The 24,578-nt window shown below is 73.2% G+C and carries 18 protein-coding genes; 11 read left to right on the top strand and 7 right to left on the bottom strand.

Annotated features, from left to right (window positions below; all coding sequences use genetic code 11):
- Window positions 1-1,164: a macrolide family glycosyltransferase gene (locus tag EDD40_RS04190; RefSeq protein ID WP_123741726.1), complete on the top strand. Its 1,164-nt coding sequence runs from the start codon at window positions 1-3 to the stop codon at window positions 1,162-1,164.
- 42 nt (window positions 1,165-1,206) lie between these two features.
- Here the strand turns inward: EDD40_RS04190 and EDD40_RS04185 are convergent, their stop codons facing one another.
- The gene (locus EDD40_RS04185) at window positions 1,207-3,183 is read right to left on the bottom strand and encodes a carbamoyltransferase family protein (RefSeq protein ID WP_123741725.1); all 1,977 of its coding nucleotides are present in this window, start codon (window positions 3,181-3,183) and stop codon (window positions 1,207-1,209) included.
- A 270-nt stretch (window positions 3,184-3,453) separates the two neighbouring features.
- Here EDD40_RS04185 and EDD40_RS04180 point away from each other — a divergent pair, with 270 nt between their 5' ends.
- Both EDD40_RS04180 and EDD40_RS04175 read left to right on the top strand, forming a co-directional pair.
- Complete coding sequence (locus tag EDD40_RS04180) at window positions 3,454-4,425, top strand: L-tyrosine/L-tryptophan isonitrile synthase family protein (RefSeq protein WP_170184936.1); 972 nt, start codon at window positions 3,454-3,456, stop codon at window positions 4,423-4,425.
- 4 nt (window positions 4,426-4,429) lie between these two features.
- A complete protein-coding gene (locus tag EDD40_RS04175; protein WP_123741723.1) occupies window positions 4,430-5,284 on the top strand; it encodes a TauD/TfdA dioxygenase family protein in 855 nt (284 codons plus the stop codon).
- Here the strand turns inward: EDD40_RS04175 and EDD40_RS04170 are convergent.
- Together EDD40_RS04170 and EDD40_RS04165 are read right to left on the bottom strand one after the other, a co-directional pair.
- Entirely contained in the window at window positions 5,265-6,326 is a 1,062-nt protein-coding gene (locus tag EDD40_RS04170) for a glycoside hydrolase family 10 protein (RefSeq protein ID WP_246037394.1), read from the bottom strand. The two genes, EDD40_RS04175 and EDD40_RS04170, sit on opposite strands and share 20 nt — an antisense overlap.
- Window positions 6,327-6,537: 211 nt before the next feature.
- Window positions 6,538-7,701 (bottom strand): M20 metallopeptidase family protein, encoded by a 1,164-nt coding sequence (locus EDD40_RS04165; RefSeq protein ID WP_123741721.1) that lies wholly within the window; start codon window positions 7,699-7,701, stop codon window positions 6,538-6,540.
- Window positions 7,702-7,805: 104 nt separating this feature from the next.
- Here EDD40_RS04165 and EDD40_RS04160 point away from each other — a divergent pair, with 104 nt between their 5' ends.
- From EDD40_RS04160 to EDD40_RS04140, 5 genes are all read left to right on the top strand, one after another.
- Window positions 7,806-8,813: an Lrp/AsnC family transcriptional regulator gene (locus EDD40_RS04160; protein WP_123741720.1), complete on the top strand. Its 1,008-nt coding sequence runs from the start codon at window positions 7,806-7,808 to the stop codon at window positions 8,811-8,813.
- Between the two features lie 34 nt (window positions 8,814-8,847).
- Complete coding sequence (locus EDD40_RS04155; RefSeq protein WP_123741719.1) at window positions 8,848-9,849, top strand: glycosyltransferase; 1,002 nt, start codon at window positions 8,848-8,850, stop codon at window positions 9,847-9,849.
- Window positions 9,850-10,118: 269 nt separating this feature from the next.
- On the top strand, window positions 10,119-12,506 hold the full coding sequence (locus EDD40_RS04150; RefSeq protein ID WP_211348080.1) for a glycoside hydrolase domain-containing protein: 2,388 nt from the start codon (window positions 10,119-10,121) through the stop codon (window positions 12,504-12,506).
- On the top strand, window positions 12,503-13,771 hold the full coding sequence (locus EDD40_RS04145; protein WP_123741718.1) for a glycosyltransferase: 1,269 nt from the start codon (window positions 12,503-12,505) through the stop codon (window positions 13,769-13,771). The genes EDD40_RS04150 and EDD40_RS04145 overlap by 4 nt, the downstream gene beginning before the upstream one ends.
- Before the next feature lie 204 nt (window positions 13,772-13,975).
- The gene (locus EDD40_RS04140; protein ID WP_342777752.1) at window positions 13,976-15,340 is read left to right on the top strand and encodes an MFS transporter; all 1,365 of its coding nucleotides are present in this window, start codon (window positions 13,976-13,978) and stop codon (window positions 15,338-15,340) included.
- A gap of 14 nt (window positions 15,341-15,354) precedes the next feature.
- Here the strand turns inward: EDD40_RS04140 and EDD40_RS04135 are convergent, their stop codons facing one another.
- Both EDD40_RS04135 and EDD40_RS04130 read right to left on the bottom strand, forming a co-directional pair.
- Window positions 15,355-16,746 carry an FAD-dependent oxidoreductase gene (locus EDD40_RS04135; RefSeq protein WP_211348079.1) on the bottom strand — a complete coding sequence of 464 codons (1,392 nt, stop codon included), beginning with the start codon at window positions 16,744-16,746 and terminating at the stop codon, window positions 15,355-15,357.
- Window positions 16,747-17,041: 295 nt separating this feature from the next.
- Window positions 17,042-17,776: a hypothetical protein gene (locus EDD40_RS04130; protein WP_148088676.1), complete on the bottom strand. Its 735-nt coding sequence runs from the start codon at window positions 17,774-17,776 to the stop codon at window positions 17,042-17,044.
- A 444-nt stretch (window positions 17,777-18,220) separates the two neighbouring features.
- On the opposite strand from EDD40_RS04130, the gene EDD40_RS04125 reads away from it, so the two are divergent.
- Both EDD40_RS04125 and EDD40_RS04120 read left to right on the top strand, forming a co-directional pair.
- Window positions 18,221-19,189 carry a universal stress protein gene (locus tag EDD40_RS04125; protein WP_123741715.1) on the top strand — a complete coding sequence of 323 codons (969 nt, stop codon included), beginning with the start codon at window positions 18,221-18,223 and terminating at the stop codon, window positions 19,187-19,189.
- A gap of 45 nt (window positions 19,190-19,234) precedes the next feature.
- Window positions 19,235-20,557 carry a M20/M25/M40 family metallo-hydrolase gene (locus tag EDD40_RS04120; protein WP_123747746.1) on the top strand — a complete coding sequence of 441 codons (1,323 nt, stop codon included), beginning with the start codon at window positions 19,235-19,237 and terminating at the stop codon, window positions 20,555-20,557.
- A gap of 42 nt (window positions 20,558-20,599) precedes the next feature.
- Here the strand turns inward: EDD40_RS04120 and EDD40_RS04115 are convergent, their stop codons facing one another.
- On the bottom strand, window positions 20,600-21,625 hold the full coding sequence (locus tag EDD40_RS04115) for a hypothetical protein (RefSeq protein ID WP_123741714.1): 1,026 nt from the start codon (window positions 21,623-21,625) through the stop codon (window positions 20,600-20,602).
- Window positions 21,626-21,909: 284 nt separating this feature from the next.
- On the opposite strand from EDD40_RS04115, the gene EDD40_RS04110 reads away from it, so the two are divergent.
- The gene (locus EDD40_RS04110; RefSeq protein WP_123747745.1) at window positions 21,910-23,052 is read left to right on the top strand and encodes a S1 family peptidase; all 1,143 of its coding nucleotides are present in this window, start codon (window positions 21,910-21,912) and stop codon (window positions 23,050-23,052) included.
- Between the two features lie 43 nt (window positions 23,053-23,095).
- On the opposite strand, the gene EDD40_RS04105 is transcribed toward EDD40_RS04110, so the two are convergent.
- On the bottom strand, window positions 23,096-24,427 hold the full coding sequence (locus EDD40_RS04105) for a glycoside hydrolase family 43 protein (RefSeq protein ID WP_123741713.1): 1,332 nt from the start codon (window positions 24,425-24,427) through the stop codon (window positions 23,096-23,098).
- Between the last annotated feature and the right edge of the window lie 151 nt (window positions 24,428-24,578).

Raw genomic sequence — 24,578 nt, 5'->3', positions numbered from 1 at the left:
ATGGGGCACTTCGCCTTTGTCAGCGCGCCCGCCGCCGGGCACGTCAACCCCACCGTGCCGCTGGTGGAGGAGCTGGTCCGGCGCGGGCACCGGGTCAGCTACGCCACCGGTCCCGCCACCGCCGCCGGTCCGGCCGAGGCGGGCGCCACACCGGTCGTGCTGCCCTCCGAGCTGCCGCCGGACCTGGACGCGCGGGGCGAGTTCACCGCCGAGCAGCTGGCCGTCACCCTGAACTACTTCCTGGACGACGCCGAGGTGTCGTTCCCGGTGCTGGCCGCGCACTTCGAGGCCGACCGGCCGGACGCGGTGTGCTACGACTCGGTGACGTTCACCGGCCGGATGCTGGCCAACCTGCTGGGCGTGCCCGAGGTGGCGCTGGTGCCCACGTTCGCGGAGAACGAGCGGTTCTCCGCGACCCAGGTCTACCTGCCGCCGTCGTTCGACCACCAGCACCCCGAGCTGGTCGCGGCGATCGGGCGGATGGCGAAGTTCGCCTCCGGCTTCAGCTTCCTCGACGACCCGAACCTGATGTTCGGCCACGTCGCCCCGATGAGCGTGGTGTTCGTGCCGCGCTCGTTCCAGCTGTCGGCCGAGACGTTCGACGACCGGTTCCACTTCGTGGGGCCCTCGCTGGGCAGCCGGCAGGAGGCCGAGCAGTGGTCGCCGAGGACCGACTCGCCGGTGCTGCTGATCTCGCTGGGCACGGTGTTCAACTCGCGGCCCGAGTTCTACCGGGCGTGCGTCGAGGCGTTCGCCGACGAGCCGTGGGAGGTCGTCATGTCGATCGGCGACCTGGACCCCGCCGGCCTCGGGCCGCTGCCCGCGAACATCACGGCCCACCCCCGCGTGCCGCAGGTGGCCGTGCTGCGGCACGCGTCGGTGTTCCTCAGCCACGCGGGCATGAACTCGATCATGGAGTCGCTGTACCACGGCGTGCCGTTCGTGACCGTGCCGCAGATCCCCGAGCAGCGGGCCATCGCGGCCCGGGCCGCGGAGCTGGGCCTGGGCGTCACGCTGGAGGACCAGACGCCCGCCGGGCTGCGCGCGGCGGTCTCGGCGGCCTCCGCCAACCGGGCGGCCGTGGCGGAGATGAGCCAGGTGGTCCGGTCCAGCGGCGGAGCGCCCGCCGCGGCGGACGCCTTGGAGAAGCTGCTGGACCGGTGACGGAAGCGCCGGTGGCCCCTCCCGGGACCACCGGCGCCACCCTCAGGCCTTCGGCGCGAGCGAGAAGAACCGCCGCTGCCACAACGACACCAGTTCGTCGCGCACCTCGTCGGTCAGGGTGCCCGCCAACGCGGCCACAGTGCTCTCCCCGTCCGCCGCCGCCAGCAGGTCGAACACCGTGGGCGACACCTTCGCCGACGGGCCGAACGAGTAGTCGAGGTACACCTCGCCGCTCACCTCGTCACCGGGCCGCCAGTCCTGCCGCAGCCGGGTCACCGGGCGCAGCGTCAGCACCAGGTCGTCCAGCGCCCGCGCCGCCGGACCCCGCCGCCGGACCAGGAAGTCCTCGACCACGAGGACGTCGATCTCGGTGGTCAGGTAGGTGGTGAGGGCGTCGTGCACGGTTTGCACGATGGGTTCGGCGTTGTTGTTGAACGAGGTGTTGAGCAGCACGGGGGTGCCGGTGAGCTCGCCGAACCGGGTGATCAGTTGGTGGAAGCGCGCGTTGGCCCCGGGTGTGACGACCTGGACGCGGGCGGTGCCGTCGACGTGCGTGACGGCGCCCAGTTCGGCGCGCCGGTCCTCCTGGACGTGCACCACGAACGACATGAAGCCGTGGTCGGCCTTGGTGCCGGTGAGGTCGAAGTAGGTGGCCGCGGCCTCCGGTGTGACGGCGGGTGCGAACGGCCGGAAACCTTCCCGCTTCTTCACCATGGCGTTGATGCGGTCCCGGTTCTCCACCGGGCGGGCGTCGGCCAGGATGCTCCGGTTGCCCAACGCCCGCGGCCCGAACTCCGACCGCCCGTGCGCCCAGCCCACCACCGCGCCGCCGGCGAGCAGTTCCGCGGTCGCGTCGACGACGTCCGCCGCGCGTTCGACCTCGACGATGCCGCTCCACGCGCGCAACGCCCGCTCCACCTCGTCCGGTGTGCCGAGGTCGGGGCCGAGGCTCGCGCTGGTCAACCGTCCGACCCGGGTGTGCGGTGTGCCGAGGCGGGCGGCGGCGACGATCGCCGCGCCCTCCGCCGCGCCCGCGTCGTGCGAGGACGGGTGCACGAACACCTCTTCGAACAGACCCGACCGCAGGATCAGCCCGTTGAGGCTGCTGTTGTGCGCGACACCACCGGTGAAGCACAACCTGGTCGCGCCCGTCTGCCTCGCCCAGTGCGTCAGCACGTGCATGGCCAGGATCTCCAGCGTTTCCTGGAGCCCGGCCGCGAAGTCCTGGTGCTCCTGCGTCACCGGCTCGCCGGCGCGGCGCGCGACGAACCCCTTCTCGTAGAACGCGGCCACGGTCGGGTTGATGTCCGGCATCGGCGGGGTCATGGCGTAGTCGCCGTCGGGCAGCAGGGTGTAGAGGCTGCGGAACTGCTCGCGATAGGTCGCCGGGTCGCCGTACGGCGCGAGCCCCATGACCTTGTACTCGTCGCCGAAGCCGTAGCCGACGTGCCCGATCGCGTCCTGGTAGAGCTGGCCGAGCGAGTGCGCCACCGAGTAGGACCGCAGCTCGCGCATCTCGCCCGAGCCGGCCAGGTAGATCGTGGTCGACGTGTGCTCGCCGCGGCCGTCCATGACGACCACCAGCGCGTCCGCCATGCCCGAGCGGGCGAACGACGACCACGCGTGCGCGAGGTGGTGCCGGGTGAACATGATCCGGTCGGCGGGCAGTTCCCAGTCGAAGTGCTCGCGCAGCCGGTCCTGGAGGAGGTCGACGCCCCAGCGGACCGGCTGGACCGGCGTGGCCACGTGGAAGTTGCCCAACCCGAGGTCGACCAGGTCGCGGCCGAAGTAGTAGCCGAGGGCGTCGACGTCACCCGGTCCGACGCCCGCCAGGTCCAGGCACGCGCGAATGGCGCCGGCCGGGAACTTGTTCGTCTTCTTGATCCGGTTGAACCGTTCCTCCTCGACCGCCACGACGAGTTCGCCGTCGGCGACCAGGCACGCGGTGGCGTCGTGCATGTAGGTCCGGTACAGCCCCGGCAGCAGGTCGAAATGACCGCTGATGCCCAACGTCAGCATGCCGCTCCACTCCCACGGACGGTGATTATCATTCGTCACCGAACCACGGTCGTCCGAGTTGCCATACCGCTGATCGGCCGGTTCGCCGGGAATGACCGAACCGCCGGCGCGGTAATAATTCGCTGTCAATGGTGGTTGCCGAACTGTGAACGGGGTCACGTCGCTGATTCGAATATTCTTACCGACTTAGCACTTGGTTGACGGCCGCATTGTCGTGTCGCATAGTGGCTTTCCGCCGGCCGCCGTCACCGGTTCGGGAAAGGGGAGTCCATGTCCGCCCACGGAATGGCGCGCACGGACGCCGTGCTGGATTTGATAATGGGTCACCAAAGGCTCCTGCTCGACCCGGGCGGCACGCACGGCGACTCGTGCGAGCACTGCCGCGCCGCCCAGCGCGACAAGATCGACGGCCACGTCCGCGCCGGTCGCGCCATCCCCATGCTGTTACCCGCCTTCCCGGCGAAGTCGCCCAACCCGGACAAGGTGCTCGGCCACCTGCCGGACCTGGCGGAGGAACTGTCCGTCGCGTTCCTCGAAGCCCTGTGCGTCCGCGTCGGCGAGGTCTACCCGCCCGGAGCCCACCTGATCATCTGCTCCGACGGCCGCGTGTTCAACGACCTCGTGCGGATACCGGACGAGCACGTCTCCGCCTACCAGCGGGGGATGTCCGACGTCCTGGGCCGCCTCGGCACGGCGCACATCAGCCTCTACAGCCTCGACGACGTCTTCCCCGGCACCGATCCGGCCGGGATGCGCCGCAAGCTGTGGGCCGACCACGCGCCCGACCTGGAGGCCCTGCGGGACGAGGTCCGCAGCGGCGGCCCGCTGCTCGGCCTGTACCGCGGCATCACGCGCTTCCTGTACGAGGACGCGAAGATCCCCGGTTTCCGGGGCAGCAACGCGACGCTGCAACGGGAGAGCCGCCGGCGCGCCTACGAGGTGATCGGGCGCAGCCAGGCGTGGGGCAACCTGCTCGCGGCGATCCACCCGGACGCGGTCCGGCTGTCCATCCACCCCCAGCCGTGCGGCCACGAGAAGTTCGGCATCTTCCTCCAGGACGCCGGCGACGAAGACCGCTGGCTCACCCCGTGGCACGCCGTCGCGGTCGAGGACCGGGGCCGGTTCCGGCTGATGAAGCACCGGGCCGCGAAGGACGCGGGCGGCCGGTTGGTGCTGCGCGGCGGCCGCCCGTCGCACTACGTCCTGGCCGCCGACCACTCCACCACCTCGTCGAAGGGCTGAACCGATGCCGTCCGCCACCACCGCTGCCGACACCGCCTGGGGCGCCGAGCCCCTGACCCCGTTCGGCGCGCTCCTGACCGCCCCGTCGCCCGGCCTGCCGTTCACCGCGCCCCCGGTCGAGGACGTGCGGGCACTGGTGCGCGCGGAACACCTGGTCGTGCTGCGCGGCTTCACCCCGCCCGCCGACGGAGCCGCGCTGGAGGCGTACGGCCGTTCGTGGGGCGAGGTCCTGGAGTGGTCCTTCGGCACGGTCTTCGACGTGCTGGCGCACGAAGAGCCCGAGGACCACGCGTTCGACACCGGGTTCATGCCGATGCACTGGGACGGCATGTACGCCAGGCACGTCCCGGAGTTCCAGGTCTTCCACTGCCTCACCGCCCCGGACACCACGGAGGGCGGGCGCACCCTGTTCACCGACACGACCAAGGTCCTCGCCGACACCGACCCGGCGACCGTGCGACGCTGGCGCTCGGTGGTGCTGCACTACCGCAACCCGAAGATCAGCCACTACGGCGGCCTGGTGATCTCACCCCTGGTCGAGCCGCACCCGGTGACGGGCGCGCCGACCCTGCGGTTCCTCGAACCGGTGCCCGAGGGCGTCGAGATCCTCAACCCCCCGGACGTGACCGTGGCCGACCACAGCCCGGAGGAAGCGCGAGCGGTCGTCGCCGAGGTCCGCGGCGCGCTGTACGACCCGCGCCACCTCTACGCGCACTCGTGGGAGCCGGGCGACATCCTCATCACCGACAACTACACGCTGTTGCACACCCGTGAGCCGTACCGGCGGGGGTTGCCCAGGCACTTGCAGCGGGTGCACGTCCTGGGCACCCCGCCGCACCTCAGCCACTTGAACGCGTAGCCGCCGGCGGCACGACCGCCCAGGGGCACGCGCCGTTGAGGCTGTCCAGCACGGCGGTGTACGCGAGCTTCCTGGTACCGGAGGAGTCGAACAGCAGCGGCGTGCCCGAGGCTCGCCACGAGTCGCTGTCGCGGATGCCCCACACGGTGATGCCGGTGCACCGGCTCACCGCGAGGCAGGCCGTCACGGCGCGCCGGTAGCTGTCCGCCTGGGTGGCGCCGGACCCCTCGACGTCCAGCTCGCTCAGGTGCACGTCCACGCCGAGGGCGGCGAAGTCGCGCAGCGTGGTGGCGAAGTCGGCGGGCACCGGGTGGTTGGCGGTGAAGTGCGACTGGAGGCCGACGCAGTCGATCGGCACGCCACGCGCCCGGAAGTCGCGCACCATCCGGTACACGGCCTGGGTCTTGGCGTGCGCCCGGTTCTCGACGTTGTAGTCGTTGTAGCAGAGCTTCGCGGCGGGGTCGGCCGCCCGGGCCGCGTGGAACGCCGCCTCGATCCAGTCGTCGCCGGTGCGCTGGAAGTTGGAGTCGCGCCGGGCGCCGGACGTGCCGTCGGCGAACGCCTCGTTCACCACGTCCCACGCGTGGACCCGACCCCGGTAGTAGGCGACGACCTGGGTGACGTGGTTGAGCATCGCCTGGCGCAACGCCGAGCCCTGCAGGCCCGCCAGCCAGGACGGCTGCCCCGAGTGCCAGAGCAGCGTGTGGCCGCGCACCCGCTTGCCCAGCCGCGCGGCGTGGTCCACGACCCGGTCGGCCGGGCCGAAGCTGAACCGGCCCTGCTGCGGCTCGGTCGCGTCGAGCTTCATCTCGTTCTCGGGCGTGACCACGGCGAACTCGCGGTCCAGGATGCCCGCGTACGTCGGGTCGGACAGCTTGTAGCCCTGGACGGCCACCCCGAAGTACCGGCCGCTGCGCTCGGCGGCCGAGGCGAGGGTCGTGGCGGGCGTGGCGGCGGTCGCGGCGACGGCCGGGCCGACCGGCAGCACGACCGCCGCGGCCAACGACGCGGTGATCAACGAGGTCGATAAGAGTTTCGGCACTTCGACGGCCCCTTCCGACGCGGTGGTGATCAACGATGGGCGCGACCCTTCGCGCCGGGCAATGGTTGTCGAACATTTTCGAAACCCCTGCGGCCGCGGGTGAGCCGGCGACGCGACCATTCGGCCGGACCGCCGCCGTCCGCGCGGCGCAACCCGTCGGCGAAGGGGGACCGCGGTCGACCCAGGCGGCCACGGGCCCACCCGACGGGCCTCAGCGGGCGCCCCGGCGCAGCGCCAGCTCGGCCAGGACGGTGGCGCCGTCGAGCAGCAGCGCGTCGTCGAACCGGACGAGAGGGGAGTGGTTGTCGACGCCGTTGCCCGCGCCGAACGGGATGAACGCGCCGGGGACCTCCCGCAGGACGCGGGAGAAGTCCTCCCCGCCCGGCATCGGGTCGGCCAGCGGCCGGAAGCGGCCGTCGAACAGGTCGGTGACGGTGTCGGCGACGAACGCGGTCTCCTGCGGGTCGTTGACGGTCATCGGGTAGCCGTCGAGGTAGTCCACCTCGGCGCGCAGGCCGTGCGCCCGCGCGATCGACCGCGCCAACGTGACCACCGCGTCCTTGATCCGGGCCTTGGCCGGCGCGGAGAACGTGCGCACGGTCGCCTCGAACCGCGCGGTGTCGGGGATGACGTTGCGCTTGCTGCCGGCGTGGAACGACCCCACGGTCACCACCACCGGGTCGAAGATGTCGGACTGGCGGGTGACCACGGCCTGCAACGCCGTGACGATCTCGCACGCCACCGGGATCGGGTCCCGCGCCCGGTGCGGCCGGGCGCCGTGCCCGCCGGCGCCGACGACGGTCACCTCCACCCCGTCGGAAGCCGCCATCGTGGTGCCCGGCCGGGCCGAGAACACGCCGTGCGGCACGCCCGCGCCGAACACGTGCAACGCGTAGGCGGCGTCCGCCCGCCGACCGGCGGCGTCCAGCACGCCCTCGGCGATCATCGCCGCCGACCCGTCCCACCCCTCCTCGCCGGGCTGCCACATGAACACCACGTCGCCGGCCAGCTCGTCCCGGCGGGCGGCGAGCAGGTGGGCCGCGCCGACCAGCATCGAGGTGTGCAGGTCGTGGCCGCACGCGTGCATCACACCGTCCACCCGTGACGCGTAGTCGAGCCCGGTGCGCTCCTGGACGGGCAGCGCGTCCATGTCGGCGCGCAGCAGCACCACCGGTCCCGGGCGCGCGCCGCGCAGCACGCCGGTCACCGACGTCAGCGACCGGCCCGAGGACAACTCCAGCGGGAGGCCGTCCAGCGCGGCCAGCACCTCCTCCTGCGTGCGCGGCAAGTGGAGGCCGACCTCGGGGTCCGCGTGCAGCCGTCGCCGCAACCGCACCAGGTGGTCCATCAGGGCCGCGTTCTCGCTCTTCGACATGGGTGATCTCTCCTCGGGTCGGTGGCCGGGCACTTGCCGAGAATCACGGCGGATGCCACTCTCGGCGCTCGAATCGCCAAGATCGCTCACCGAGGTGGCCCGCTGTGCAGGATTCGTTCACGCCCGACGAGACCGACCTCCGGCTCGTCCACGCCCTGCAAGCCGCGCCGCGGGCGACGTGGCACGAGGTCGGGCGCTCGCTCGGCATCGACCCGGTCACCGCGGCACGGCGGTGGCAGGTGCTCGCCGACGCGGGTCTCGCGCGCGTCACCGCCTACCCCGAGGTGCGGATGTGGGCCAAGGACCACTGCAACGCGTTCATCGAGGTCGACATCGAGCCGACATCCCGCGCGCACGCCGTCGAGGTGCTGTCCCGCATCCCGCAGGTCGTCTCGATCTCGATCATCAGCAGCGGGCGGGACCTGTTCCTGACCCTGCTGACGCCCGACCTCGCCACCCTGTCGCACGTGGTGCTGCACCGGCTGCACGGCCTGCCCGGGTTGCGGCGGACGCGCACGCACACCGTCACCACCGTCTACGGCGAGGGCAACCACTGGCGGCTCGGCGCGCTCGAACCCCGGCGGCGCGCGACGCCGGGCGGGTCGACCGGGAGCCGGGCCGTCTGGAAGCCCCACCACCGGGAGGTGCTGCGGGCGCTGGACGACGGGCGCAGGCCGGCGGCCGAGATCGCGGCCCGCACCGGCAGGAGCGGGTCGACCGTGCGCCGGTGGCTCAACGAGATGGTCGACGGCAGGCTGCTGTCGCTCAGGTGCGAGGTCGCGCAACCCATCACGGGGTGGCCGATCGCCGCGACGTTCTGGGCCAGGGTGCCACCGGACGAGCTGGACCGGACCGCGACCGCGCTGACCGAGCTGCCGGAGGTCCGGCTGTGCGCGGCCGTCACCGGGGCGGACAACCTGGTGATGACGTTGTGGCTGCGGTCCCTCGGCGACGTCCAACGCCTGGAGGCGGAGCTCGCCAGGCGGCTGCCCGCGCTCACCCTCACCGACCGCGCCGTGACGTTGCGGGCCGTGAAGCGCATGGGGTGCCTGCTGGACGAGGCGGGACGGATCACCGACGTGGTGCCCGTCGACCCGTGGGCGACACCATGACGTCGTGCCGCGGGACAGGCGTAGGTTCTCGCCCATGCGCGTACTGTTCGCCGGCCTCGCGTCCGTGGGCCACACCTATCCGCTGATCCCCCTGGCGATCGCCGCCCGGGAAGCCGGGCACGACGTGCACTTCGCCGCCGGCGAGGAGGTGCACCGGCCGTTGGCCGCGAACGGGCTGCGGCCGTTCCGCCCGGCGGACGCGTTCTACGAGGTGTACGCCGAGGACCTGGAGCCGGAACTGGCGCGCCTGCGGCCCGACCTGGTGGTGCACGGGTGGGGTGTGCCCGGCGCCGCGGTCGCCGCGCACCGGGCCGGCATCCCGGGTCTGTGGCACGGTTTCGGCCGCCTGTTCCCCGACGGCATCGGCCTGGAGCTGCCGACGAAGACCGTGCCGGGCCTGCCGCACCTCGACATCTGCCCGCCGTCCTTGCAGGACGAGGGCTTCCTGGCGAACGAGGACCGGATCGAACTGCGCCCGGTCGCGTACTCCGAACCCGCCGCGCTGCCGGCCTGGGACGGGCATCGCGGGTCGCGGCCGCTGGTCTACCTGACGCTGGGCACCGCGTTCGGCACCGCGGAGCTGTTGACCGCGGCCATCGAGGGCCTGGCCGCGCTGGACGCGCGCGTGGTCGTCGCGACCGGCCGGGTGCGCCCGGAGGAGCTCGGCGACGTGCCCGCCGACGTCACCGTCCACAAGTGGGTGTCGCAAGCAGACCTGCTGCCGCACGTGGACATCGTCGTGCACCACGGGGGCAGCGGCACCACCCTCGGCGCGCTCACCGTCGGCGCGCCGCAGCTGATCTTGCCGCAGGGCGCCGACCAGTTCGCCAACGCCGACGCCGTCACCGCCTCGGGGGCGGGCGTGCGCCTGCTGCCGGACGAGGTGAGCGCGGAAGCCGTCGCCTCGGCCGTCCGGACCCTGTCACGGCCCGGCGGGCACTCCGACGCGGCCCGCGTGCTCGCCGAGGAGATCGCCAGGATGCCCGGCCCGGACGAGGTCGCCCGCCGACTGCCGGAGTACGCCGAACGCGGGTAGGTCACTTCGTCGCCAAGTCGACAACACCGCACCCGGGCCCTGCCGCACCCGGTCCCGTCTCGCCGCATCCAGCCGCGCCGCGCCCCGCCCCCCACGCCGCCGCGCCTCGCCGCACCCGGTTGCGCCGTCCTGCTTCCGCCGCCCCTCGCCGCGCCCGCCTCTCGCCTCCTCACCGCTCCGCTACCCGGCCGCCCGCTCGTCCCTGCCGACCAGCCCGCCGCAGCCTTACCCGACCCCGCCGGTCTTGCCGTGCCGCGCCGTGCCGCGCCGTGCCGTGCCGTGCCGCGCCGCGCCGCGCCTCGCCGAGCCCCTGCACCGCCACCCGCTCCCTCACCCGGACCGGTGAACGGGGGAGGCGTTCCCACCGAGTTCACGTCGCGGAAACCACCGGCGGCCCGGCGGCGACCTACAGTCTCGCCATCCTGAACGAGATCGATCCCTTCATCGGCACGGCCGCGACCTCCCTGCCCCGGGCGCAGGGTCTCGCGGCCACTTGGTGGTGGCCGAAAGCGCAGATCGGCAACACCCACCCGGGCGCGACGTCGCCGCTGGGCATGGTGTCCGCCTGCGCCTACTCCGGCGCCTACCCGACCGGCTACGGCAGGTACACGAAGAACACCGAGGGGCTGCCGGAGGAGATGTTCGACCGGTCGCTCGCCTCCGGGTTCACCCACTTCCAGCAGTCCGGCACCGGCGCGATCCGCAAGTACTACAACTACGTCCGCGTCACCCCGATGGTGCAGCAGCTGGACGCGCTCGGCCAGGCGTGGCCGCTGCACGACGAGGTCGCCGAAGCCGGGTACTACGCGGCCACGCTCGACACCGGCGTCCGGTGCGAGATCACCGTCGGCGAGAAGGTCGCGGTGCACCGGTACACGTTCCCGGAGCACCGCGCCGCGCGCATCGTGGTGGACCTGTCGTGCGGCGGCCTCGCCATCGACCACGGCCGCACGGTGCCGTTGCGCGCGTACGTGGAGAGCCTCGGCCACGGCCGCGCTCAAGGCACCGTCGTGGTGGAAGGCGTGCCGCTGTCGGTCCACATCGAGGTCGACTCGCCGGGCTGGCGGCAGATGCTGTGGCACGACCGCAGGCTGATCGAGGGCGGCACCCGGCTGGACTTCGACCGCATCCGGCAGACCACCCTGCGCCCCTTCGGGCTGCTGTTCCTCGGGCCGACCGGCGCCGGGCAGAGCGTCGAGGTGCGCATCGGCTTCTCCCTGCGCGGCTGCGACCAGGCCAGGGACAACCTGCACCGGGAGTGCGGCGGGCAACCGCCCGCGTTCGACGCCACCCGGGAGCGCACCAGCGAGCGCTGGCGCGACCACGTGGACCGGGTCGAGGTGGAGGGCGGGTCCCCGGCCAGGCGGCAGGTGTTCGCCACCGCCCTGTACCACTCGCTGGTCAAGCCGTGCTTCGCCGACGACGAGAGCCCGTTCTGGCCCACGTCCGGGCCGTTCGCGTTCGACGTCTGCACCATGTGGGACATCTACAAGACCCAGCTGCCGCTGCTCGCCGCGATCGTCCCGGACCGGGCGGTCGACCTGCTGGAGTCGCTCATCCGGGTGTGCGAGGAGGAGGGCAACTTCCCGATCGGCTACCGGATGGCCCGCGGCGCGGACCGGTTCTTCCGGCAGGCCAGCGCGCTGGTGCACACCGCGCTGGCGGACGCGCACGCACTGGGCCTCGGCGACCTGGACTGGAACTGGGCGCTGGCGCACATGGAAGCCGACCTGCGCCGGCTGTACGGTGAGGACTTCTACGAGCACGGCGTCGTGCACCCGATCTCGCACACCCTCGACCTGGCCTACGCCTACCACTGCACCGCGGGTGTCGCGCGGGCCTTGAACGACGGCCGCCTCGCCGACGACCTCGCCGCCCGCAGCCTCCTGTGGACCAACGCGTTCGACCCGGCCACGGGGCTGCTGCGCGACTCGTCGTTCTACGAGGGCGGCAAGTGGAACTACTCCTTCCGGCTCATGCACGACATGGCCGGGCGGATCGCGATGGCGGGCGGCGACGACGCGTTCGTCGGCATGCTGGACGCCTTCTTCGGCTTCGGCGCGCCGCCGGTGGCGCAGCCCGGCAGGCGGCCCGACCCGGCCGAGATGGCGGTCGGCTACGCGCTGAACCGGTTCGAGGGCCTCAACAACGAGCCGGACATGGAAGCGCCGTGGTCCTACCACTACGCGGGCCGGCCCGACCGCACGGCCGAGGTCGTGCACGCGGCGCTGACGTGGCAGTTCGGCACCGGTCCCGGCGGGCTGCCCGGCAACGACGACTCCGGCGGGCTCAGCTCCTGGTACGTGTGGGCCTCGCTCGGCCTGTTCCCGGTCGCCGGGCAGAACCTGTTCCTGGTCAACGCGCCCGCGTTCGCGCGCGCCACCGTCCACCTCGGCGACCGCGACTTCGTCGTGGAGACCAGGGGCCACCGGGAGACGCCGATCAGCTCCGACGGGCTGGAACGCGTGCCGCCGCCGCAGTACGTGCAGTCCGCCCGCCTCAACGGCGAGCCGCTGGACGTGGCGCACCTCAGCGCCGCCACCGTGCACGCGGGCGGGCGGCTGCAACTCGAACTCGGCCCGGAACCCGCGGCCTGGGGCCGTCGGGTCCGGCCGCCGTCACCGTCCGACCCGCCCGAGCCGGGAGCGCGCACATGAACAACCCCAACCGCCGCCTCGTCATCGTGGTCCGGGCCGACCCGGTGATCTGCGGCCACTCCGGCGAGGCCCGCAACCTCGCCGAGGTCGCCCTCACCCGCGGCTTCGACGACGTGCGGCTGCTGACCTGGCCGCTGCCGGCGCTCCAGGCGGCCGGGTTGCCGCTCAAGCCGCTCGACCGCATCACGCCGTACAGCGCGGGCATCACGGTGGAGCGGCCGGAGCCGGTCGGCGACTACCGCGTGCCCGATGGCCGGTACCTGGCCGGGCTCACCGGCCGCCTGGTCGAGCTGCTCGCCGAACCGGTGCCGACCACGTGCCTGTCGATGTACCTGATGCCGCACACGGCGGTCGTGGGCGAGGCCGTGGCGGCGGCGCGCGCGGCCGGGTTCTCGCCCGACGTCCGCACCATCGCCAAGGCGGTCGGCTCGGACGTCACCAACGTGATCCGCTCGTGCCTGCGCGAGGGCCGGTTCGGCGCGGCGGTGGCCCTGTTCACCACGTTCCTGGCCAACGACCAGGTGATCGCGGTGTCGGAGTACACGCGGCGGGAGATCGTCGCCGCCGCCGAGGCCGTCGACGCGCACTGCGGCACCCGCCTCGCCGAGGAGTGCCGCGCCCGGGTCGAGGTCAGCTACCCGCCGATCGACACGTCCGCGTACCTCGACCTCGACCCGGCGCGGGTGGACGCCGCCCTCGCGCGTCGCGGCCTCGACCGCGACGGCTACGTGCTGTTCCTGTCGCGGGTGGCGCGGGCCAAGGGCGTCCACGACCTGGTGGCGGCGTTCGCCCGGTCGAGGGCGCGGGACCGGGTGAAGCTGGTGATCGCCGGGAACGGCCCGGCGCTGGAGGAGGTCCGGGCGCTCACCCGGGACGACGACCGGGTGGTGCTGCTGTCCGACGTGGACGACGACGAGAAGCCTTCGCTGATGCGCGGGTGCGCCGCCTACGCGTTGCCGACGAAGGCGGAGCCGGACTTCGTGGAGACGTTCGGCATCGCGTTGACCGAGAAGATGCTCGCCGGCGGCGGGCCGGTGATCACCACGATCACCGGCGGCACCGGGGAGGCGGTCGGCGCCACGGCGATCGTCGTGCGGGCCGGTGACGTCGCGGACCTCGCCGCCGCGATCGACCGCGCGGTGCTGGACCTGTCGGCGCAGGAGCGGCGGTCCATGGAGGACCGGGCCAGGGCGCACGCCCTCTCGTTCGACCGGGCCCGGGTGTTCGACGACCTGTTCGCCACCGCGGCGCCCGTCGGGCAGTGACGCCGGGAAAACGTGGTGACGTGCGCTTTCCTCCGCGCCTCGGCCGGTCGCGGGTGAGCCCGGCCCTGCCCGCGGGCAGGGCCGGACTGCACGGAAGGCAGCCGTGATCGCGTAACGCGTGGGAGGCGTCGAACCGTCGTCGTTAGTCTGATCATCTGCGACTACGGCGGGGGTGGCGGCATTCAAGGCGACGGTGTCGGTGTGGTGGCCGACGGGGACGGTTCGGGTGGCGCCGGGAGGTCGACGGCCCGCCGCATCCGGGCGGTGCTGTCCATCGGGCCGTTCCGGCGGCTCTGGGGCGTCACGTTCCTGTGCAGCGTGGGCGACTGGCTGTCGCTGCTGGCGTTGACCGGCCTGGTCACGAAACTGGCCCAGGGGTACGGGTGGGAGGGGTTCGCGCTCAGCGCGGTGGTGCTGACGCAGCTCCTGCCGGGCGTGCTGTTCGCGCCGCTGGGCGGCGTGCTGGCCGACCGGTTCGACCGGCGCAAGGTGATGGTCGCCTGCGACCTGGCCCGCGGCGGCCTGTTCCTGTCCATCGCGTTCGTCGGCACGGCGTGGTGGCTGTTCATCGCGAACTTCCTGGTCGGCTGCTGCGCGATGCTGTGGATCCCGGCCAAGGACTCGGCCGTGCCGAACCTGCTGCGCCGACCCGACCAGGTCGACACGGCCAACCAGCTCGGCCTGGTGATGACCTACGGCATCGCCACCGTCAGCGGGTTCAGCCTGTACTCGCTGATCGCGGGCATCCCCGGCTACCTCGGTGTCCGCGACGGCGACCTGGAGTTCCGGATCGCGACCATCGCGGTCGTCGTCAACGGCCTGCTCTACCTGTCCTCCGCGGTGCTGATCGCGGTGCGGATCCCGGAGCTGTCCGGCCGGGCCGCCAAGCGGAGCGGGCAGGGCGGACCGGGTTTCCTGGTGATGATGCGCGACGGCCTGCGGTACGCGTGGGGGACACCGCTGCTGCGCGGCCTGGTGATCGGCATGACCGGCGCGTTCGCCGCGGCCGGCGGGGTGATCGGCAGCGCCCGGCTCTACGCGGCGAGCCTGGGCGGCGGGGAGAGCGCGTACGGCACGTTGTTCATCGCGGTCTTCGTCGGCCTGGCGGCGGGCATGGCGACCGCGCCGAAGCTGTCCCGCCGGCTGACCTACAACCGGCTGTTCGGCGTCACGATCGTGGGGGCGGGCGCGGGCCTGGTCGTCGTGTCGCTCGCCCCGCACCTGTGGTTCGCGCTGGTCGCGGTGGCCGTGGTCGGGGCGTGCGCGGGCACCGCGTTCCTCACCGGGCTCACCATCATCGGCACCCGGGTCGAGGACGCCCTGCGCGGCCGGATGGTGGCGCTGGTCCAGTCGCTGATGAAGCTCGTCCTCGGCCTGTCGACCGTCCTCGGCCCGCTGCTGGTGACCCTGGTCGGCCCGACCGTCGTGACCGTCTTCCACCGCTCGTTCGACATCGACGCCACCCGGCCCGTGCTGCTCGGCGCGGGCGCGCTCGCGGCCGCCGCGGGGCTGGTGTCCTACCGGCAGATGGCCGACCGGCTGCTCCGGCCCGCTCCCGACTGCGGGTGACGGGCGGGCCGTCCTCAGCGCGGGTGCTCGACGCGGGCGAGCACCCGTGACTCGTCCTCGGTGAGCGGCGCGTCGGTCGTCGGCGGCCGGCCCGGCCCGAGCAGCGCGCCCAGGACCACGCGCGGTGACAGCATGAGCTTCCGCAGCGGGCTGGACAGGGTGTAGGCGTCGAGCTGCGCCCTGGTGACGGTCGGCCGACCGGTGGACGCCAGCACGAGCCGGTCGAGGTAGCGCTCCCGCAGCCGCGTGAGCCGGCCGCGCGCGGGCCCGATCGTGGCGGGGTAGCGCAGGTCCTGGGAGACCGCCAAGGCCCACGCGTCGTCCGTCGCGCGCGCGAACTCCCGTTGCAGCCGCTCGGCCGCCGCGCCCCGCGCCCCGTGGCGGGCGAGCCCGTCGCGCAGCGCCACCGCCTGCCGCGCCACCACCGTCATCCCGTGCCCGTAGACCGGGTTGAACGTGCACGCGGCGTCGCCGAGCACGACGAACCCGCTCGGCCAGGGGGAGAGGCGCTCGTAGCGGCGACGGCGGTTGACCGTGCCGTGGAACCCGAACGGCCGGGTGAGCGGTTCCGCCGCGTCGATGAAGTCGGCGATGGCGGGGTGCCGCAGGCCGCGCGCGAAGGCGCGGAACCCCTCCGGGCTGATCTCCGGCTCGCCACCGCGCCCGCCGCCGAGGCTGACGATCCACCGGCGGTCCTCGATCGGCACCAGCGCGCCGCCCCGGCTGCACGGCGACGACCGCGGGTCGCCTTGGATGCTGATGCCCGGGAAGTCTTCCCCCGCGCCGGGGGGCACGCGGTACAGGCACGTCGCGTAGACCATGCCGGAGTCGACGCGTTCCTCGCGGACGGGCGGCAGGCCGAGGGCGGTGAGCCAGGAGTCGGTCCTGGCGCCCCGACCGGTCGCGTCCACCACGAAGTCGGCGTCGACCGCGCGTTCCACCCCGGTGGCGCGGTCGCGCACGCGTGCGCCGGTGACCCGCGCGTGGTCGCCGAGCAGCCCGACCACGTCGGTGGCCTCCACCAGGTCGACCCGGCCGAGCACCCGTTGCCGCACCACGGCGTCGAGCAGGGCGCGGCTGCACCCGATCACGAACTGCGCCTCGTCCAGCCGGGGCAGCCATCCCGCCTGGGTGAACACGAGCAGCCGGTTCGGCAGCCCGAGGTGCTGCGCGCCCGCGTCGAGCAGGCTCGCGGTGAGGCCGGGCAGCAACTCGTCCAGCGCCCGGCTCCCGCCGGCCATCAGCACGTGGGCGTGCCGGGCGTGGGGCACGCCCTTGCGGTCGCCGTCGTCGGCGAAGCGGTCCCGGTCGAGGACCGTCACGCGGTCGACGTGCGCGGAGAGGGCGGAGGCGGCGAGCATCCCGGCCAGGCCGCCGCCGAGGACCAGGGCGTGTGCACCCGGCACGCGGGCCTCCTCTCCCGGCTCACCGCCGAGTCGTGGCGTCGGCCAGGGCGCCCGGACCGCCGTCCGCCGCCGTGCCCCGCGCACGGGCCACCGACGCGGCTTTGACCTGCGAGGCCTCCGTGACCGCCAGACCTCATCCTCGGTCATCCGCGGCTCTTCGGCACGTCGTCCGAAGCACCACCGCGATCTCGTGCGGCGGGATGAGCGACCGGTGCGCCCAGCTGCGGGCCTTGGTGACGATGACGCCGGGCCATGACCTCGCGCAGCCGCACGCACACCACCCGGGCGTTCCGGGTCAGCGGGTCTCGTCCTCGGCCGCCACCGGCGCGCCGTCCGGTTCGAGGGCACGCCTGATGGCGTCCTCGGCCGCGACGCCGGGGTGCAGCGCGCGCACGAGCGCGAGGAGGATCTTGTCGCGGACGCCGGGTGGCGGTGGTTGTTGCGCGGTGCGCAGGATGACGGTGTTGACCCCGAGCTCGTCCATGGCCAGCCGGGTCTCCAGCTGCTCGTCCACCCTGGCGGCCAGCTCGTCGTCGAAGAAGTAGGCGGGCGCGGCGCCGAACGCCTCCGCCAGCCCGAGGATGTGCTTGAGCCTCGGGTTGGCGCTGGTGCCGGCCAGCAGCTCGCGGAGGTAGTTCGCGGAGATCGAGCCGTGCGGGCCGGCGCTGATCCGGGCCGCGACCTCCTCCGGCGAGAAGGGCCCGCGGTCGGCCGGGTACACGGCGCCGAAGAGGTGTTTCACCGCGCCTCGCCGCCAACCCGGGCGTTCGCCCTCGCGCAGTCCCGCGCGACCGCCGACGAAGCACGCGGGGTGCACGCCGAGCGCGGTGGCCAGGCCCTCGATCGTGCGGCACGTGGGGTTGTCCTTGTCGCCCCGGCGCAACTGCGAGATGTAGGTGTGGGTGATCTCGCCGCCGTCGAGGCGGATCCGCTCGGCCAGCTCCACGTTCGTGTACCGCGGCCGGTCGCCGGGGCGCAGGCACAGCTCGTCGAGGACGTCGGCGAAGGGTCGCTGCCCGCCCGCGGTCATGGTCACCCCTCGTACGCACGACTGCTTCACGCCGCAAGCACTTCCACTGCGAGTGGCAGGGGTCACGCTACTCCGCCACAACAGTTGATTCCAGGCCGGCCACCCCAGTAGCCTGGCCGCGGCGGTTCCACTGCTGTTGGGAGCGCGGAACGCAGGCGTCCCACGAGTGGAATAGCAGGAGGGCCGGCTGCGCGGTGCGGCGAGATCCCGGTGACCACGCCGGTCGTCACGAGGCCCTGCGGTAGTGCCGCCGCCTCCGCCACGGCGGCACGCGCTGAGGGGTGCGCAGGGCCGAGGGGTCTCGTCGTCGGCTGCCCGCGCGAACCCGGCGCCACCGGTCACGGCGTGCCGTCACCCCCGGAAAACCCGCCGATCACGTGTCGGGTCCGTCCTCCTCGGCTACCCCGGTGCCGAAGGGATCACGCCGAGAGCCGGAGGTGGGCGATGACCAGCCCCGACGTCCTGAGGAGCCCGGAGAGCGCGGTCGGCCGGGGTGCGGTGGTGGTCGGCTTCGACGGCTCCGGGCGGTCGCGGCAGGCCGCGCGGTGGGCGGCGCGCGAGGCGGCGAGCCGCGGGCTGCGCCTGCTCGTCGTCAACGTCATCCGCGGGCCGTTCCCCGAGGTGGTGGTCACGCCCGTGTCCATGCCGATGCCGCAGCTCGTCGGCGAGAAGGCGGTGCGCGCGTACACCAGGGACCACCTCGCCGAGCTCGCCGCGGAGTGCGCGGAGATCGCGCCGGGGCTCGAGGTGGACACCCGCGCGTTCGACGGGCACCCGGCCGCCGTGCTGGCCGAGACCGGGCGGGAAGCGGCGCTGCTGGTCGTGGGCTCCTCCGGCGCGACCGGGCTGGCCAGGGTGTTCGCCGGCTCGGTCACGGTGGACCTGGCGCACCACTTCACCGGGCCGCTCGTGGTGGTCCGCGACTCCGGCGAGGGGACCGACGACCGGACCGACGACGGGCGGGTGGTGGTCGGCGTGGACGGCTCGGAGCCCAGCGACCGGGCGATCGCCTTCGCGGCCGACCACGCGGCGCGCCACGGCGGCTCCCTGGTCGGCGTGCACGCCACCACCGGGCTGCCGGTGGACGCGTTGACGCCGGGCGGCGCCTGGGGCCAGGGCATGGGGTTCGAACTGGACGTCGAGCAGCTGGAAGGGGCCGCCGAGACGCTGATCGCCAGGTCGTTCGAGGCGCCGCTGGCCCGCCACCCGGAACTGCGGGTGGAACGGGTGGTGTCGCCGGCGCGACCCGCCCAGGCGCTGGTCGAGGCGGCCGAGGGCGCGGCGCTGCTCGTCGTGGGCAGCCACGGGCACGGCGCGGTGCGGCGCGCGCTGCTCGGCTCGGTCAGCCACGCGATGCTGCACCACGCGCCCTGCCCGGTGGCCGTCGTCCGAGGTGACGGCTCCGAGCGCTGACGAACCGCGCCGGGCCGCGGGTGGTAGGAAGACCCGGTGAGCAACTTGGATGACGGGGCCGGGCTGCGGCTCGCGCAGGACGAGGTCGTGTCGCTGGCCAGCGAGCTGATCAGGATCGACACGACCAACACGGGAGACCCGGCCACGGTCGTCGGGGAGCGCGCGGCGGCCGAGTGGGTCGCGGAGAAGCTCGGCGAGGTCGGCTACGAGACCACCTACGTCGAGTCGGGCGCCAAGGGGCGCGGCAACGTGGTCGCGCGCCTGGCCGGCGCCGACCCGTCACGGGGCGCGCTGCTGGTGCACGGTCACCTGGACGTGGTGCCCGCCGACGCCTCCGAGTGGTCGGTGCACCCGTTCTCCGGCGCGGTCCAGGACGGGTACGTGTGGGGCCGCGGCGCGGTCGACATGAAGGACATGGTCGCGATGACGCTCGCCGTCGCGCGGCGGTTCAAGCGGGACGGCGTCGTGCCGCCGCGCGACCTCGTGTTCGCCTTCCTGGCCGACGAGGAAGCCGGCGGCCAGTTCGGCGCCAAGTGGCTGGTGGACAACCGCCCGGAGCTGTTCGAGGGCGTCACCGAGGCGATCAGCGAGGTCGGCGGCTTCTCCATCACCCTCAAGGACGACGTCCGGGCCTACCTGGTGGAGACCGCCGAGAAGGGCATCCGGTGGCTCAAGCTGCGCGTGCGCGGCACCGCGGGCCACGGCTCGATGATCCACCACGACAACGCGGTGGCCAAGCTGGCGGCGGCGGTCACCAAGCTGGGGCAGCACCGGTTCCCGGTGATCCTCACGCCGTCCGTGCGCGAGTTCCTGGCCGGGGTGTCGGAGATCACCGGGCTGGAGTTCCCCGAGGACGACCTCGAAGGCTCGATCGGCAAGCTGGGCGCGTTGTCGCGGATGATCGGCGCGACGCTGCGCGACACGGCCAACCCCACCATGCTGTCCGCCGGGTACAAGGCGAACGTGATCCCGTCGGTCGCGGAGGCCACCGTGGACTGCCGCATCCTGCCGGGCCGAGAGGAGGCGTTCGACCGCGAGCTGGCCGAGCTGCTCGGCCCGGACGTGGAGCGCGAGTGGCTCGGGCTGCCGCCGGTGGAGACCACGTTCGACGGCGCGCTGGTCGACGCGATGACGGCCTCGATCACCGCCGAGGACCCGGGCGCGAAAGTGCTGCCGTACATGCTGTCGGGCGGCACGGACGCCAAGTCGTTCCAGGAGCTGGGCATCCGCAACTTCGGCTTCGCCCCGCTGAAGCTGCCCGCCGACCTGGACTTCTCCGGCCTGTTCCACGGCGTGGACGAGCGCGTGCCGGTCGACGCCCTGCAGTTCGGCGTCCGCGTCCTGGACCGCTTCCTGCGCAACTCCTGAGCCGACGGGGTGCCGTCCACACCGGACGGCACCCCGCGCGGATCAGCCCGCGTACCAGCGGACGGCGCGGCTCGGGCCACCCTGGTCGGTGAAGCCGACGATCACGCCCGCCCGGTTGACGGCCCACGTGCTGCCGGCGTAGGTGTTCGCGGGCAGCCCCAGGGCGAGGGCCTCGCCGCCGGAGCTCCAGCGCGTCGGCTGGTACCGGCCCGCGCTGTCCTGCGCGTCGCCGACCACGGTGCCGTTCTCGTTGATGCCCCGCGCGATGCTGTGGTGCGGGGTGGCGGCGCCGAGGTCGATGACCCTGCCCTCGCGGGTCCAGCGCACCGCGTGCTGGTAGCCGTTCGCGGTGTACGCGTAGCCGGCCGCCTGCCCGTACCGGTTGACCGCGATCGCCCTGGTGTTGCCGCCGCCGGGCAGCGAGGCCAGCAGGGTGAAGGTGCCGTCCTGGTCCCACCGCACGGCCTTCTCGACCTGCTCGGTGACGAACACGCTGCCGGCCGCGATGCCGTTGGCCGCGACCCCGCCCAACAGGCTCTTGCGGGTCCCGTTGGGGAGGGCGAACTGCGTCAGCGCACCGGAGGCGTCCCACTTCACCGCGCGCCGGCCGGCCGTCGAGCGGTCCCAACCCTCGCCGACCACCACGCCGGCCTCGTCGACGCCCAGGCCGAAGCTGTCGCTGTAGCCGGGGACCAGGCCCAGGTCGGTGATGCCGCCGCCTGGGCCGAACCGCACCGCGCGGCTGGTCCCGCCGGCCACCTCCGAGTGGCCCGCGATCACCCCGGAGCCGTTGATCCCGGTCGCGATGCTGTACTGGCCGCCGGGCAGCGCGCCCAGGTCGGTCGCGCCGCCGGCCGCGGTCCACCGGGTCGCGCGTCCCCACCCGTCGCGGATCGAGCGGCCCACGATGACGCCGGCGTTGTTCACCCCCGTGGCGATGGCCTCGTAGGAGCCGGGCAGCGCGGGCAGCTCGGTCATCGTGCCGGCGGCCTGCGCGGAACCGGTCAGGACCGCGGTCGCCGCCGCGGCCGCCGTCAGCACGACGCCGAGTCTTCGGTTCAGGTGCACGGGTTCTTCCCCCTCTGTCGGTGCGTGCGCTCGGGTTCGAGCCCGGCAAGGGTAAGCGGCGGTCGCGCCGTCACGGGCGGAGTTTCGCCGCGCACGGCCACCGATCGCCGCACCGGGGCGCCCGACGTGGCGGGGGACCGGTCCGCCGCAGGGGATTGACGACGGGCAGCCGGTGTTGCATGGTCTGAACCAGCAGACTGTGAGAGCGCTCTCTCGCTGACTTGCCTCGGGTGCGCGGTCGACCTGCATCGGCCTCGCGCCTCCCTGTGGACAAGGAGAACTGCATGCGGATGACAACGTTGACGAAGATCGGTGTGGCCGCCGCGCTGGCGGTGAGCGGGCTCGTGGTCGCCCCGGCGGCCCAGGCCGCGCCGGCGGCCGACCAGCTGTCGCCGGGCCTGGTGTCCGCGATGCGGACCGCGTTCGGGCTGACCGAGCAGCAGGTCCGGACCAGGCTCGACCTGGAGGCGAAGGCCACCCGGCGCGCTCCCTCGGCGCGCACCGCGGCCGGGTCGTCCTTCGGCGGCAGCTGGTTCGACCAGGACAAGGGCGTGCTCGTGGTCGGCGTGACCGACACCGCGGCGGCCGACCGGGTCCGCGCCACCGGCGCCGAGGCGCGGCTGGTCGGCCGCAGCGCGGCCGAGCTCGACCGGGTCAAGGACCGCGTGGACGCGTTGTCGGCGTCCGGCGCGGTGCCCGCGGCCGTGACCAGCTGGCACCCGGACCCGCGCAGCGGCGCGGTCGTGGTCGACGTCCAGCCCGGCGTGCAGACCGCGGAGGTCGCGCGGTTCCTGGCCGAGGCGCGCAAGCACGGTCCCGTCGAGGTGAACACCGAGGGCGTCACCGCGCCCGTGCCGTTCGCCGCCGGGACCGTCGGCGGCGACCCGTACTACACCGGCAACGTCCGCTGCTCCATCGGCTTCTCGGTGCACGGCGGCTACGTCACGGCCGGCCACTGCGGCGGCACGGGCGCCCAGGTGTACGGCTGGGACCGGTCCTGGCAGGGCCAGTTCGCCGGGTCCTCGTTCCCCGGCAACGACTACGCGTGGGTCCGCACCGGCGGCGGCTGGTGGAACGCGCCCGTCGTGCTCGGCTGGGGCACGGTCAGCGACGCCCTGGTGCGCGGCTCGTGGGAGGCGCCGGTCGGCACGTCCGTCTGCCGTTCGGGCTCCACGACCCACTGGCACTGCGGCGTGATCCAGTCCCGCAACGAGACGATCCACTACGCGCAGGGTGACGTGCACCAGATGGCGGGCACCAGCGTGTGCGCCGAGGGCGGCGACTCCGGCGGCTCGTTCATCACCGGCGACCAGGCGCAGGGCGTCACGTCCGGCGGCTACGGCAACTGCTCGTCCGGCGGCCGGACCTGGTTCCAGCCGATCAACGAGATCCTGTCCACCTACGGCTTGACGCTGCTCACCGCCTGACCGCGACCGCGGACCCGCCCCGCCGGGGGCGGGTCCGCGACCGTCAGCCCAACGGCGCGGTCACGGTGAAGGAGGCGTCACCGGTGAACGCGGCGTCGGACGTGCGCGGGTCCAGCCGCATCGCGTAGTCGTAGTGCCGCAGGTAGCGGCCGGGGAAGTTGAACGACTCGAACGACGTCGTGCCGCCGCCCGCGAGCCCGGCCCGTCCGCAGAACGTGGCGTCCGCGCGGAACACCGCCGAACCGTCGTCGGCGTTCAGCACCAGGCGCATGGTGTGGTGCCGCAGGTAGCGACCGGGGTGGTTGACCGACTGGAACGAGTAGCAGCCGGCGTTGGCCAGCCCGGCGACGACGTCGAACGTGGCGTCGGCGCGGTCGGTCGCGGTGCTGATCGGGTCCACGTAGGCCAGGTTGTCGCGGTGCCGCAGGTAGCGGTCGGCGAAGTTGGCCGAGCGCAGCGAGCGCCTGCCGGTGGCCACCGCGGTGCCGTCGCCGACGTCCTCGCGCAGCACGGTGAAGTGCCGGGCGGTGCCGGACAGCCCGGTCAGCTCCACCTTGGCGCCGAACGAGCTCAGGTTCGAGCTGTCCGCGTAGTAGTAGCGCTTGGTGCCGTACTGGTCGAAGTAGATCCGCCAGCGGCCGTCCGGCAGCCGCACGAGCGCCGGGCCTTCGAGCCCCGAGCCCCAGCCCGCCCAGTTGCCGGTGCCGACGAACTGCCACGGTCCGTTCAGCGACGTCGCGGTGGCGTGCTCGATGTACTTCGTGGTCTCGTTCTTGAGGAAGTTGTGGTAGGTCCCGCCGACCTTGACGAGGTGGCTGTCGATGTAGTTGGCCGGGATGCCCAGCGGCGTCGGCGAGGTCCACGTGGACAGCGCGCTGTTGGTCGCGGTGATCCGGTAGGGCCGGAACTGGCCGGCGGTGCCGGTGGTGGAGGCGGAGAAGACCACGTGCACGCTGCCGTCGGAGTCCTTGAACCACTCCGGCGCCCAGGTGCTGCCGGTGGAGCCGTTCAAGCCCACCACCACGTTCCGCAGGAACGTCCACGTCGTGTAGTCGGCGCTGCGGGCGAAGCCGATGGTGTCGCCGGTCCAGTTGGTGGTGTAGACGATGTAGTAGTAGCCGTCGGTGTGCCGGATGACGCTGGGGTCGCGGATGAGGCCGGACGGCGGGGTGTAGGCGTTGGACCGGACGAGGGCGAAGCTGGTCGCGTTCGCCGAGTCGTAGACGTGCATGTTCGACTCGCTGCTGTTGGTGAACGCGGTCATCAGGTAATGCGGCACCGGACCGGCGGCGAGGGCGGCCGGCGCGGGACCGGCGAGCCCGAACGCGGCGACCACCACGCTGGTCACGGCGGCGAGCAGGGTGCGGGTGCGCATGCGCGGCCCCCAGGTCCGTAGGGTCCGGCGGCGAATGTGAACGTTAACATCCACGGGCCGGAAAAGTGGCGGTCCACGGCGGCGAGGTATTAGTCGTATCTCCCGGGACGCGCGGGTGTCAAGACGTTCCGGTCAAGTGAATTAGCGTTAA

It is taken from the genome of Saccharothrix texasensis, assembly GCF_003752005.1.
Classification (GTDB): Bacteria; Actinomycetota; Actinomycetes; order Mycobacteriales; family Pseudonocardiaceae; genus Actinosynnema; species Actinosynnema texasense.
The sequence above is the reverse complement of the archived record's forward strand: the minus strand, read 5'-3'. Positions and strand labels throughout refer to the sequence as shown.

Coding starts and splice junctions, on each gene's coding strand:
- EDD40_RS04190 (WP_123741726.1), top strand. CDS start 1: ATGGGGCACTTCGCCTTTGTCAGCGCGCCCGCCGCCGGGCACGTCAAC.
- EDD40_RS04185 (WP_123741725.1), bottom strand. CDS start 3,183: ATGCTGACGTTGGGCATCAGCGGTCATTTCGACCTGCTGCCGGGGCTG.
- EDD40_RS04180 (WP_170184936.1), top strand. CDS start 3,454: ATGTCCGCCCACGGAATGGCGCGCACGGACGCCGTGCTGGATTTGATA.
- EDD40_RS04175 (WP_123741723.1), top strand. CDS start 4,430: ATGCCGTCCGCCACCACCGCTGCCGACACCGCCTGGGGCGCCGAGCCC.
- EDD40_RS04165 (WP_123741721.1), bottom strand. CDS start 7,701: ATGTCGAAGAGCGAGAACGCGGCCCTGATGGACCACCTGGTGCGGTTG.
- EDD40_RS04155 (WP_123741719.1), top strand. CDS start 8,848: ATGCGCGTACTGTTCGCCGGCCTCGCGTCCGTGGGCCACACCTATCCG.
- EDD40_RS04145 (WP_123741718.1), top strand. CDS start 12,503: ATGAACAACCCCAACCGCCGCCTCGTCATCGTGGTCCGGGCCGACCCG.
- EDD40_RS04130 (WP_148088676.1), bottom strand. CDS start 17,776: ATGACCGCGGGCGGGCAGCGACCCTTCGCCGACGTCCTCGACGAGCTG.
- EDD40_RS04125 (WP_123741715.1), top strand. CDS start 18,221: ATGACCAGCCCCGACGTCCTGAGGAGCCCGGAGAGCGCGGTCGGCCGG.
- EDD40_RS04110 (WP_123747745.1), top strand. CDS start 21,910: ATGCGGATGACAACGTTGACGAAGATCGGTGTGGCCGCCGCGCTGGCG.
- EDD40_RS04105 (WP_123741713.1), bottom strand. CDS start 24,427: ATGCGCACCCGCACCCTGCTCGCCGCCGTGACCAGCGTGGTGGTCGCC.